Genomic DNA, 10,506 nt, shown 5'->3' with positions numbered 1-10,506 from the left:
GAGGCGCCCGGAAGAGTCAAGCAGAGTCGCAAGGAATTTATTCCTTCGTCTTTTACCTTGAAAGCGAACACCCCAGCCGGTCCATTTGCCTCAATCGGCGTGAAAGCCTATATGCCGGGATTAAAGGACATTTCATGGCCCGCATCTACAAGACCCGCACCTGGCACGACCAGCTCTCGCCGTCGATGGACGAGATGGAGCTTCTGGCGCTGGAGGCCTATGCCCATCTGCCGGACGAGTTCCGCAAGCTCACCGGCGAGATCATCATCCAGATCGCCGAGTTCCCGACCGACGAGATCATGGACGATCTGTCGCTGGAGACGCCCTTCGACCTGCTCGGTCTGTTCGAGGGGCGCGGCATCGCCGAGCGCTGGAACCCGCAGACCGGCGAAGGTCCAAACCGCATCACGCTCTACCGCCGCGCCATCCTCGACTACTGGGCCGAGAATGAAGAGACGATGGGCGACATCGTCACCCACGTGCTGATCCATGAGATCGGCCACCATTTCGGCCTGTCGGACGACGACATGGAGCGGATCGAGGAGGCGGCGGAGCAGGCGGCGGCAGGCTGAGCACGCACCTCGTCATCCTAGGGCGAAGCAAGGAGCGAAGCGACGCGCGTAGACCCTAGGATCCATGCCATTCCATCAACACCAAGCCGCGGTGCAGAACGGAACGCCTGCCGCCCGACACCGCAATTTCCCTATATTCTGGCCCGCCGCGCCCTTCGGCAGAGGGAACGGAATGGATCCTAGGGTCTGCGCTCCGCTTCGCGTCGCTACGCCCTAGGATGACGAATGAGAGAGCCTGCTGCCCTCCTACCAGTCGCTGAGCTTGGTGTCGGCTGTGTAGTCCTGGCCTTCGACGTCCTTCACCACGGCCTGGCCGCAGCGCATCGACTTCGTCTGCTGGTCAAAGGCATAGGTCGGCGAGCCGAACAGGTGCCAGCCCTTGTTCAGGGCTGCCGTCACCTTGTGGCAGAAGGTGGCGTCGTCCGGGCCGGTGAGGAAGCGGTAGAGTTTCATGGATTGATCCTGTCGTGCCTAATCTGTCGTAACTAATTTGTCGTGATTGGGCGAAAAGCCGGGCTGAAAAATCGTGTTTCGTCCGACATCATGCGCCGATGATCGCGGCCTTCGCCAGAAGTTTCTCGGCTTCCGCCAGATGCAGCCGTTCGACCATGCGGCCGTCCAGCGCAATCACGCCCTTGCCGGCATTCTCGGGCCGCGCGAACGCCTCCCGGATCGCCCGGGCCGCAGCCAGCCTCTCGGGCGACGGCGAAAAAGCGCGGTTCGCCGGCTCGATCTGGGCGGGATGGATCAGCGACTTGCCGTCGAAACCCATGGCCGCCCCGTCGGCGCATTCGGGGGCAAAAGCGTCGAGATCGCAAAAATCATTGGCAACGCCATCTATGACGTCGAGACCGCCGGCCCGCGCCGCAAGCACCAGCTGCATCAGCCACGGCATCAGATAGCGCCGGTCGGGCGTCGCCAGGATGCCGGTCGCCTTCACCAGGTCATTCGTTCCGGTCACGAAACAAGCCAGCCTCGAAGCCGGATCGCGGCCGAGTTCGGCGATGGCGCCGATGTTGAGCAGCGCCTTGGGCGTCTCGACCATCGCCCATAGTTTCACGCTGTCCGGCGCGAAATTGTCGTCGAGCAGGTCGCCGGCCTCGAGGATGTCGCGCGGCGTGGCGATCTTGGGCAGAAGAATGCCGTCGGGCTCGGCCTTGGCCACTGCCAATAGGTCATCAGTGCCCCATTCGCTGGCCAAAGGATTGATGCGCACCACCATCTCGCAGCGCCGTTCGGGGCGCGCAGCCAGGATGCCGGCAATCTTGTCGCGCGCCGCTTTTTTGCCGGCGGGCAGGACGGCGTCCTCGAGATCGATGATGACGGCGTCGCAGGCCAGGGAGCCGAGCTTGGCAAACGCCTTGTCGTTGGAGGCGGGAATGTAAAGCACAGAGCGGCGCGGGCGGTAGGGTTCTTGAGCCATCGCCGATCTATGCCGGGTGATGGCGGGCGAGGCAAGGCGGAGGGGACAGGACAATCGCATATGGCGGCGCCAGCCCCCGCTCCGTCTCGGCGCTGCGCGCCGAGCCACCTCTCCCCCACTTTGTGGGGCGAGGAAACGCTAATCGCCGAGGGCGCGCGACCTTCGCAGGCCTGGGTTCCTCGCCCCCGCCAGAGGCGGGAGAGAGGTGACTCGGCGAAGCCGAGACGGAGAGGGGGAGCGCCCTACGCGATTATCCCGCCGAAAAGGCGACCTGCCTGCACCAAATCTGCAAACCCTTGCTGAAAAGCTCCGGGATTCCGCCGCGCACTTACCGCACCGGCCGGCGAAACCGGCATCATGCGAACACCTCATACATCCCGCTGGTCGCTGCCGCGCCGGCTCCGCACTGAAGGCTGGTGGCTCGTCGAGCCGCAAAGACCATGCCATGGGGCGGGTATCCTGCTTTTCGCCCCGAGGCCGCTCCACTCCGGACCGAAAACAATTTCGCACTTTTCCCTGGAATTGCTCTAATCCTGCCGTCATCCTATCTTACGCGCCGGGCCGCTGATTTCATGCCGCACAACATCCTCGTCGCCGACGACGACCCGCATATCCGCGAGATCATCTGCTTCGCGCTGGAAAAGGCCGGCATGAAGACGGCCGCCGTCGCCGACGGCGCAGCGGCGCTGCAAGCGGTCGAGCGCCGCGCGCCCGATCTCATCGTGCTCGATATCGGCATGCCGGAGATGGACGGGCTGGAGGTCTGCCGCAGGTTGCGGCAGAAGTCCGACGTGCCGGTGCTGTTTTTGTCCGCGCGCGACGAGGAGATCGACCGGGTGCTCGGGCTGGAGATGGGCGGCGACGATTATGTGACGAAACCGTTCAGCCCGCGCGAGCTGGTCGCCCGCGTCAACGTCATCCTGCGGCGCGCGCGTCCGGCGCCGGTCGAAGAAGAAGCCGACGACCGTCAATTCGTGCATGGCAAGCTCATGCTCGTCCCGGCAAGCCATGAAGCCAGCTTCGACGGCAAGCCGCTCACCTTGACGGCGATCGAGTTCGCTATTTTGAAGGGCTTCCTCGCCCGCCCGCTTCATGTGCTTGGCCGCGAGGCGGTGATGGCCAATGCCTATGCCTCCAACATCCATGTCTCGGAACGCACGGTCGACAGCCATATCCGCAACGTGAGGGCCAAGCTGGCGGCGGTCGGCTGTCTCGACGCGATCGCGACGGTGCATGGCGTCGGCTTCCGGCTCGGTCGATGCGGTGGTTGAGCAAGGAGAAGTGGCGGCCCAGGCTTGCCACTGTCGTCGTCGTCATCCTCATCCTGGTGATGGCGCTGCCGCTGGTCGGGCTGTTCTTCTTCCGGCTCTACGAGAACCAGCTCATCCGCCAGACCGAAGGCGAGCTCATCGCGCAAGGCGCGGTCGTCGCCGCCGTCTATGCCCAGGAGGTGCGCGCCGCAGGCATTCCCCAGGAAAAACTGGGGTCGCCGATCTCGGCCGATCCGGCAAGGGACAACAACTATCCCTATGATCCGATCGAGCCGCGCCTCGACCTTGCCTCGGACGATGTCATGCCGACGCGCCCGGCGGCGCTTCCCGCCACCGCCGATCCGGCCTTCGCGGCAATAGGCGCGCGGCTCGACGGCATTCTCGACGAGACGCAGAAAACGACGCTTGCCGGCTTCCGCCTGCTCGACCCGCGCGGCGTGGTGATCGCCGGCGGCGACGAGGTCGGCCAGTCGCTTGGCGAGATCGAAGAGGTGCGGGCCGCGCTTTCAGGCGCCTATGCCAGCGCGCTCAGGCTGCGCATTCCCGACCAGCCGCCGCCGCCGCTCTACTCAGTGAGCCGCGGCACCAGGGTGCGCGTCTTCGTCGCCCTGCCGGTCGAGCTCGACGGCCGGGTCGCGGGCGTGGTCTATCTGTCGCGAACGCCGAACAACATCGTCAAGCACCTCTATGGCGAGCGCGGCAAGGTGACGTTGGCGGCGATCGCCATCCTCGGCGGCACGCTGCTGATCGCGCTGGTGTTCATCCGCACCGTCAGCCGGCCGATCTACGCGCTGATCGAGCGGACAAAACGCATCGCCGCCGGCGACCGCGAAGCAATCAGGCCGCTCGCCCATCACGGCACGCGCGAGATGGCGGCGCTGTCGGCGGCGTTCCTCGACATGGCGCAAAAACTGCAGGCGCGCTCCGACAGCATCCAGACCTTCGCCACCCATGTCTCGCATGAGCTGAAATCGCCGCTGACGGCGATCCAGGGCGCGGCGGAGCTGCTGAGGGATTCCGGCGGCGCGATGGACGAGGCCGAGCGGCGGCGTTTCTCCAACAACATCGTCACCGATGCCGGGCGGCTCAATCTCCTGGTGCGCCGCCTGCTCGACCTGGCGCGCGCGGAAAATCTGGAGCCGAGCGGCGAAAGCACCACGCTTCATGCGGCGTTGGCGTCCTTGCCGATCGACACGAGGCTGGAAGCGCGGCTTGAAGGCGGCGGCGATATCAGGCTCGGCATCTCGGCCGAGAATCTCGGCATCGTGCTCGCCAATCTCATCGACAATTCGGCACGACATGGCGCCCGACAGGTGGCGATCCATGCTTCAGCCGACGGCGAGCGCGCGTCGGTCCGGATCAGCGACGACGGCGACGGCATCTCGGCCGCCAACCGCGCCAGGATCTTCGAGCCCTTCTTCACCACGCGGCGCGAATCCGGCGGCACCGGCATGGGGCTCGGCATCGTGCTGGCCCTCCTGAAAGCGCATGATGGCACGATCAGGCTGATTGACTCCGAGCGCGGCACGCGCTTCGAGATCGATCTTCCTGCATTGATTTGAGCGTGCGAACCCGAGCGTCGGGATCATGCTCTGGAGTCGGAGAACCAAAAGCGTGCGCTACGACATCGTCATCATCGGCGGGGCCATCGTCGGGTCCTCGGTCGCCTATTATTTGCGCGAGGAGGGCTTTACCGGTTCCATCGCGCTGATCGAGCGCGATCCGCAATTCTCGCATGCGGCGACGACCTTGTCCTGCGCCTCGATCCGCCAGCAATTCTCGATTCCTGAAAACATCCGCCTGTCGCAGTTCACGCTGAAACTGTTCCGGCGGCTGAAGGAAACCTTCGGCGCCGACGCCGATATCGGCTTTCGCGAGGGCGGCTATCTCATCCTCGCCGGCGAGGCCGGGCTGCCGATCCTCAAGGCCAATCACGAGACGCAGGTCGCCGAGGGCGCCGACATTGTGCTGGAGGATGCCGGCCAGCTGACGCAGCGTTTCTCCTGGCTATCGGCCGAAGGCATTGCCGCCGGCGCCTATGGCCGCAGCGGCGAAGGCTGGTTCGACGCGCATGCCATGCTGATGTTGTTCCGCAAGGCGCTGCGCGACAAGAAGATCGATCTCATCACCGCCTCCGTCACCGGCATCGCGCGGGACGGCAACCGCATCACCAGTGTAAGCCTCGACAATGGCGAGACGCTGGAAGCCGGCATCGTCATCAACGCGGCCGGGCCGAATGCCGGCAACGTCGCCGCCTTGGCCGGGCTGGCGCTGCCGGTCGAGCCGCGCAAGCGCAATGTCTTCGTCTTCGAAGCGCGCGACAAATTCGCCGACATGCCGCTGCTGGTGGATCCGTCCGGCATCTATGTGCGGCCCGAAGGCTCGGTCTACATCACCGGCGGCGCCGAGCCGGAGGAAGGCGATCATGCGCCCGATCCAACGGATTTCGAGGTTAACTGGCCGCTGTTCGAAGAGGTGATCTGGCCGGTGCTCGCCACCCGCATCCCGGCCTTCGAGGCGATCAAGCCGACGCGCGCCTGGGTCGGGCATTACGACTACAACACGCTCGACCAGAATGCGGTGATAGGTCCGCATCCGGAGGTCGACAATTTCCTGTTCGCCAACGGCTTTTCCGGCCACGGCCTGCAACAGGCGCCGGCGGTGGGGAAGTCGATCGCCGAGCTCATCGTGCATGGCGGGTATCGGACGATCGACTGTACGGCATTTGGATATGAGCGTGTGGCAGAAGGACGGGCGTTCCGGGAGCTGAACGTGATTTGAGGGCTCCCCCTTCTCCCCTTGTGGGAGAACGTGTCGCCGAAGGCGACGGATGAGGGGTGTTCCAGGGAAAGCCAGCGTCTCACTCCGCTGGAACACCCCTCATCCGTCTCGGCGCTGCGCGCCGATCCACCACCCGGCCCTTCGCAGGCTCAGGGCGTTCGAAGCTCGACAAGCCAAGCAATTGGCTTTTCGTCCACTGCGCGGACCGCTTCTCACCCCACAAGGGGAGAAGGTGCACTAAGCCGCCTGCCGTCCGTCACTAAAATATGTTTGCAGCCACCCAAGCACCCGCGCCCAGCCTTCGGCATGTTCCGCGGCGGCGTCCGGGAAACCTGCGAAGCCGCCATGGCAGATGGTGAGCCGCGTGCCGCCGGCGATCGGCTCCAGCAGATAGGCGAGGGTCGTTTCGCGCCGGCCGAGCGCCGGATGGTCCCAGTCGTAGCGCCGCGTCTGCACGATCCGGCGCGGCATTTCGATTTCGAGAAACTCTCCGCCGGCGGGCAGGCGCCTGCCGTCGGCGGTTCGCACCGTGACACGCCAGCTTCCGCCGACGCGCAGATCGGCGTTCCAGCCGGTCATGCGGTAAGTTTCGGGCGAACCCCACCAGCGCTCGACCTCGCTGGTTACCAGCGCCGCGCCAACTTCGTCCGGTGAGGCGGGAAGCTCGGCCGAGGCCATGACCGTGTCCGCATTCGCCATGGCTTGCGGCAAGGATAATTGAAGCATCGAATCCACCTCTGCCGGCAATTGTCTCGTGTCCGAAACGAACTTTACTCCTTCGACGGCGGGCGCTCGAAACCCTTGCCGGTCTCGAGCAGGCTCTTGAGGCTCGCCAGCACCAGCGGCCAGCCCTTGGAGACGTTCTGGATCAGCCTGTGCGGGCCGTCGGCCTCGTGGGTGATGGCAAGCTTCATCAATTCGCCGTCGGGCTCGATGGTGAAGGTGCAGCGGGTGTAGCCGTCCTCCTTCACCTCGGGCATCCATTCGTTGCGCCATTTGATCACCAGACGCCGCGGCGGGTCGATCTCGAGGATCTCGCCGGAATCGGCGATGCGGCCGTCGGGGAAGACCAGCTTCCAGCTCGAGCCGACCTTCCAGTCGCTCTCCTGGTAGGAGCTGAGGAAGAACCGCCGGTTGAATTCCGGGTCAGTCAGCGCCTGCCAGAGTTTTTCAGGCGTGGTGCGGATGTAGGTGACATAGACAAAACTGTTCTCGCTCACGGCTCTTCCCTTTCAAGGCGTTGCTTCAGGTCGCTGAGAGCGGCAAGCCGCCCCCGCTCGAACTTGCCGATCCAGCGCTCGGCGATCTCGTTGATCGGAACGGGGTTGAGGTAGTGCTCCTTCTCGCGGCCTCGGCGCATGGTGGTGACGAGGTTCGCCTCCTCGAGGATCGCCAGGTGCTTGGTCACCGCCTGGCGCGTCATCTCCATGTGCTCGCAGAGCGCGTTCAGCGTCTGCCCGTTCCGGGCATGGAGGCTGTCCAGCAATTGCCGGCGGGTCGGGTCGGCCAAAGCGCGAAAGACGGCATCCATGCTCATGACTTTAATATGCAACCATTTGGTTGCATGTCAAGCGCTAGCGAAAATATTCTGCAGCCTGATTGCTGCTTGCCTGAGTTTTCTTGCTTCCCGGATTGTGCCTGTCTTGAGGCGGCTTCGATTTTGAGCAGCGCCTTCCCCCACTCCGTCGCTGCTTCGCAGCGCCACCTCTCCCCCTCCGGAGGGAGAGGAAGGGAGCCAGGCTGAATGAAGTTCGCGTCCTTCCTCTCCCCCGTCGATCGGGGGAGAGGTGTCGAGCGAAGCTCGACGGAGTGGGGGTCGATCTGGCTTGCCGGTTCCAGGCAGGAGTCAGCTCCGATATCGGTGGCGGTTCAGGTCAGCGCTTGCGGGAGAACCAGAACGCGTCGGTCATGCGCGTCATGCCGATGCGCTCGTAGAAGCCGACGGCATTGGGCATCGAGATCAGGCTGATGGCGACCGAAGGGCCAAGGTGGCGCTGTGCTTCGTCCATCAGGCCCTTGCCGACGCCGAGCCCTTGCGCCGTCTTGGAGACGGCGAGCTCGGAGATGTAGCAGACCCAGGAAAAATCGGTGATGCCGCGCGCGACGCCGATCAGCGGCTTGCCCACGATGTCGAGCCGCGCTGTCAGCACCAGATTGGCATTGCCGAGCATTGTCTTCAGGCGCGCTTCATCGTCGACGGGCCGTGTTGCACCGAGGCCGGATTCGACCAGCACACGGCGGAATTCGTCGACGTCGAGGGTGGGCTCGCTGGCGTAAAGGACTTTTGAAGGATCGGCCATGGCCGCAGATTGCACCAGCCGGCCAGGATTTCGAAGCCGTTTTTTGAGGTGTTCCAGCTCCGGCGCGCATGCCATGCTCGACATGGCCCAAGGCCCGCGCACGAACAGTTGCCTTTCATTTGCCGCCGGCTTTGTGTAAACCGTCCGGCAAAATTCCCCGCAAGCCACGAAGAAGACGGGCAAGGACCATGGATAAATTCACCAAGCTCACCGGCGTCGCCGCGCCCATGCCGATCGTCAATGTCGACACCGACATGATCATCCCCAAGGATTATCTGAAGACGATCAAGCGCACCGGGCTCGGCACCGGGCTGTTCGCCGAGATGCGCTACAATGAGGACGGCTCGGAGAATCCGGATTTCGTGCTCAACAAGCCGGCCTACCGCAAGGCGCAGATCCTGGTCGCCGGCGACAATTTCGGCTGCGGCTCGAGCCGCGAGCACGCGCCCTGGGCGCTACTCGATTTCGGCATTCGCTGCGTGATCTCGACCTCGTTCGCCGACATCTTCTACAACAACTGCTTCAAGAACGGCATCCTGCCGATCACGGTCAGCCCGGAAGACCTCGACAAGCTGATGGACGACGCTTCGCGCGGCTCCAACGCGACGCTGTCGATCGACCTCGAGGCGAAGGAAATCCGCGGGCCGGATGGCGGCGTGGTCAAATTCGACCTCGACGACTTCAAGCGCCACTGCCTTTTGAACGGCCTCGACGACATCGGGCTGACCATGGAGAAGGCCGGCGCCATCGCGTCCTTCGAGAAGAAGAATGCCGAGCAGCGCCCCTGGGCCTGAGAGACCGTTTGGAAATTCTACTCCGGCGGCCATCTGATGGCGGTTTCTGCGCTTCCGTTGCTCACGGACCAAATGTCCGCTGCGCTACGGTTCTCGAAACCACCACCATATGACTCGCCAGAGCGAATTTCGAAACAGTCTCTGGGCGGCATGGCTTTAAATCAATAGGCTCCGGCCTTCGCAGGCCGGGTTCGTGACGGCTGAATGGAGGGACAGTCATGACACGCTCGCTTCTGGCTGCTTCGGTGGCAATCCTTCTCGCCACGATCGGCGCCAATGCGCAAACCACCGCGCCGGCCACGCAGCCGGCGCCCGCCGCGTCCGACCAGCCGGCTGCCGATCAAGGCGCGGCCGACCAGGGCAACGACCAGGCCGCGTCGAATGACGACAAGCAGGCGCCGATCCCGTTCGAGGGCGGGCAGCTCACCATCACGCAGCCGGAGCAGGACAGCGAAAGGGTGCTTGCCTATGACGGCAAGCAGTTGGCCAGCAATTACGACGTCTTTTTCGACAGGATCGTCAAGATCGGCGACGTCAACGTGGCGCTGGTCGATGTCGGCGACGGCGGCAACCAATGCGGGCCGGCCAAGGTCATCGTCTGGAAGCCGAAGGACGGCGAGATCCAGACCACCACGGTCGAGCAGGACGAATGCGGCGCGCCGCCGGCAGCAGTCTCCGACAGCGCCATCTATTTCGTGCCCTATCTGCTGCCGGGCGAGTCCAAGCCGGCGCTGCAATGGTCGCCCACGGAAGGGCTGACGACCTCCGGCACCCTGACCTACACGCCCGAACCCGGCACCGGCTGGAAGGATGTCGACCCGTCGAAATTGGACAACATCATCGATGCCTTCCACAATGAGGCCGTCTACAAGGCCGGACAGGCGTTGCTGGGCAACGACATGCCCGACATGGCGACCAGCCTTCTGGTCGGCGGCGGCACCGAAGAGACGGCGTCCGGCGCCTTCTACGCCACCGGCTGCGTGCCGCATGACTGCGGCGGCAATGACGGCTTCATGGCGCTCGACCCGGCCAAGCAGAAAGTCTATTTCGCCCGCCGCGGCGACAATGGCGAGCCGCAGGCCTGGCCGTCGATGAAGGATTGGCCGGACGACATCAAGAAGGCGTATGACGACGCGCAGGGGAACTAGGGCGACCATCCGTGCCTTCGTCATTCTAGGGCGGAGCGACGCGTAGCGGAGCGCAGACCCTAGAATCCATGCCGTGACGGTTGCCGTAGGGTGCAAACGGTGCAGAATTCTGAAACGCTGCGGCGCTTCGACGTCACGGCATGGCAACTGTGTTCACGCGAATGCGGTTTTGTCGCGAATGATAGCGTTGAGGACGACCAGGAGCTTCCTTGCGACG

12 protein-coding genes are annotated in these 10,506 nt (G+C 64.2%); 6 read left to right on the top strand and 6 right to left on the bottom strand.

Annotated features, from left to right (window positions below; translation table 11 throughout):
• The first annotated feature begins 134 nt into the window (after nucleotides 1–134).
• Nucleotides 135–572, top strand: coding sequence for a metallopeptidase family protein (locus tag LB526_RS25945; RefSeq protein ID WP_095769832.1), 438 nt, complete (start codon nucleotides 135–137; stop codon nucleotides 570–572).
• Between the two features lie 246 nt (nucleotides 573–818).
• On the opposite strand, the gene LB526_RS25940 is transcribed toward LB526_RS25945, so the two are convergent.
• Together LB526_RS25940 and LB526_RS25935 are read right to left on the bottom strand one after the other, a co-directional pair.
• Entirely contained in the window at nucleotides 819–1,025 is a 207-nt protein-coding gene (locus tag LB526_RS25940) for a DUF1737 domain-containing protein (RefSeq protein WP_224630266.1), read from the bottom strand.
• An 88-nt stretch (nucleotides 1,026–1,113) separates the two neighbouring features.
• Nucleotides 1,114–1,995 carry an HpcH/HpaI aldolase/citrate lyase family protein gene (locus LB526_RS25935; RefSeq protein ID WP_224630265.1) on the bottom strand — a complete coding sequence of 294 codons (882 nt, stop codon included), beginning with the start codon at nucleotides 1,993–1,995 and terminating at the stop codon, nucleotides 1,114–1,116.
• A gap of 572 nt (nucleotides 1,996–2,567) precedes the next feature.
• Here LB526_RS25935 and LB526_RS25930 point away from each other — a divergent pair.
• Genes LB526_RS25930 through LB526_RS25920 form a run of 3 tightly spaced genes read left to right on the top strand, consistent with a single transcriptional unit; the run spans nucleotide 2,568 to nucleotide 6,047 of the window.
• Nucleotides 2,568–3,266: a response regulator transcription factor gene (locus LB526_RS25930; protein ID WP_224630264.1), complete on the top strand. Its 699-nt coding sequence runs from the start codon at nucleotides 2,568–2,570 to the stop codon at nucleotides 3,264–3,266.
• Entirely contained in the window at nucleotides 3,254–4,828 is a 1,575-nt protein-coding gene (locus tag LB526_RS25925; RefSeq protein ID WP_224630263.1) for a sensor histidine kinase, read from the top strand. Before LB526_RS25930 ends, LB526_RS25925 begins: the two co-directional genes overlap by 13 nt.
• A 52-nt stretch (nucleotides 4,829–4,880) precedes the next feature.
• On the top strand, nucleotides 4,881–6,047 hold the full coding sequence (locus tag LB526_RS25920) for an NAD(P)/FAD-dependent oxidoreductase (RefSeq protein ID WP_224630262.1): 1,167 nt from the start codon (nucleotides 4,881–4,883) through the stop codon (nucleotides 6,045–6,047).
• 237 nt (nucleotides 6,048–6,284) lie between these two features.
• Here the strand turns inward: LB526_RS25920 and LB526_RS25915 are convergent, their stop codons facing one another.
• The 4 genes from LB526_RS25915 to LB526_RS25900 all read right to left on the bottom strand — a co-directional run bounded on the left by LB526_RS25915 (nucleotide 6,285) and on the right by LB526_RS25900 (nucleotide 8,347).
• Nucleotides 6,285–6,773 (bottom strand): SRPBCC domain-containing protein, encoded by a 489-nt coding sequence (locus tag LB526_RS25915; RefSeq protein ID WP_224630261.1) that lies wholly within the window; start codon nucleotides 6,771–6,773, stop codon nucleotides 6,285–6,287.
• A 44-nt stretch (nucleotides 6,774–6,817) separates the two neighbouring features.
• On the bottom strand, nucleotides 6,818–7,267 hold the full coding sequence (locus LB526_RS25910) for an SRPBCC family protein (protein ID WP_224630260.1): 450 nt from the start codon (nucleotides 7,265–7,267) through the stop codon (nucleotides 6,818–6,820).
• Nucleotides 7,264–7,584 (bottom strand): ArsR/SmtB family transcription factor, encoded by a 321-nt coding sequence (locus tag LB526_RS25905; protein ID WP_095770025.1) that lies wholly within the window; start codon nucleotides 7,582–7,584, stop codon nucleotides 7,264–7,266. Before LB526_RS25905 ends, LB526_RS25910 begins: the two co-directional genes overlap by 4 nt.
• A 337-nt stretch (nucleotides 7,585–7,921) precedes the next feature.
• The gene (locus LB526_RS25900; RefSeq protein ID WP_224630259.1) at nucleotides 7,922–8,347 is read right to left on the bottom strand and encodes a GNAT family N-acetyltransferase; all 426 of its coding nucleotides are present in this window, start codon (nucleotides 8,345–8,347) and stop codon (nucleotides 7,922–7,924) included.
• A gap of 188 nt (nucleotides 8,348–8,535) precedes the next feature.
• Between LB526_RS25900 and leuD the strand changes: the two genes are divergently transcribed.
• Nucleotides 8,536–9,141 carry a 3-isopropylmalate dehydratase small subunit gene (gene leuD / locus LB526_RS25895; RefSeq protein ID WP_224532490.1) on the top strand — a complete coding sequence of 202 codons (606 nt, stop codon included), beginning with the start codon at nucleotides 8,536–8,538 and terminating at the stop codon, nucleotides 9,139–9,141.
• Nucleotides 9,142–9,359: 218 nt separating this feature from the next.
• Nucleotides 9,360–10,289, top strand: coding sequence for a hypothetical protein (locus tag LB526_RS25890; RefSeq protein ID WP_224532489.1), 930 nt, complete (start codon nucleotides 9,360–9,362; stop codon nucleotides 10,287–10,289).
• Nucleotides 10,290–10,506: the final 217 nt, after the last annotated feature.

It is taken from the genome of Mesorhizobium sp. CA6 (assembly GCF_020165035.1).
In the GTDB taxonomy this organism is placed as follows: Bacteria; Pseudomonadota; Alphaproteobacteria; order Rhizobiales; family Rhizobiaceae; genus Mesorhizobium.
The sequence above is the reverse complement of the archived record's forward strand: the minus strand, read 5'-3'. Positions and strand labels throughout refer to the sequence as shown.

Excerpts from the sequence above, each read along its gene's own strand:
- LB526_RS25945 (WP_095769832.1), top strand. The coding sequence starts at position 135 with ATGGCCCGCATCTACAAGACCCGCACCTGGCACGACCAGCTCTCGCCG.
- LB526_RS25940 (WP_224630266.1), bottom strand. The coding sequence starts at position 1,025 with ATGAAACTCTACCGCTTCCTCACCGGCCCGGACGACGCCACCTTCTGC.
- LB526_RS25935 (WP_224630265.1), bottom strand. The coding sequence starts at position 1,995 with ATGGCTCAAGAACCCTACCGCCCGCGCCGCTCTGTGCTTTACATTCCC.
- LB526_RS25930 (WP_224630264.1), top strand. The coding sequence starts at position 2,568 with ATGCCGCACAACATCCTCGTCGCCGACGACGACCCGCATATCCGCGAG.
- LB526_RS25925 (WP_224630263.1), top strand. The coding sequence starts at position 3,254 with ATGCGGTGGTTGAGCAAGGAGAAGTGGCGGCCCAGGCTTGCCACTGTC.
- LB526_RS25915 (WP_224630261.1), bottom strand. The coding sequence starts at position 6,773 with ATGCTTCAATTATCCTTGCCGCAAGCCATGGCGAATGCGGACACGGTC.
- LB526_RS25905 (WP_095770025.1), bottom strand. The coding sequence starts at position 7,584 with ATGAGCATGGATGCCGTCTTTCGCGCTTTGGCCGACCCGACCCGCCGG.
- LB526_RS25900 (WP_224630259.1), bottom strand. The coding sequence starts at position 8,347 with ATGGCCGATCCTTCAAAAGTCCTTTACGCCAGCGAGCCCACCCTCGAC.
- leuD (WP_224532490.1), top strand. The coding sequence starts at position 8,536 with ATGGATAAATTCACCAAGCTCACCGGCGTCGCCGCGCCCATGCCGATC.
- LB526_RS25890 (WP_224532489.1), top strand. The coding sequence starts at position 9,360 with ATGACACGCTCGCTTCTGGCTGCTTCGGTGGCAATCCTTCTCGCCACG.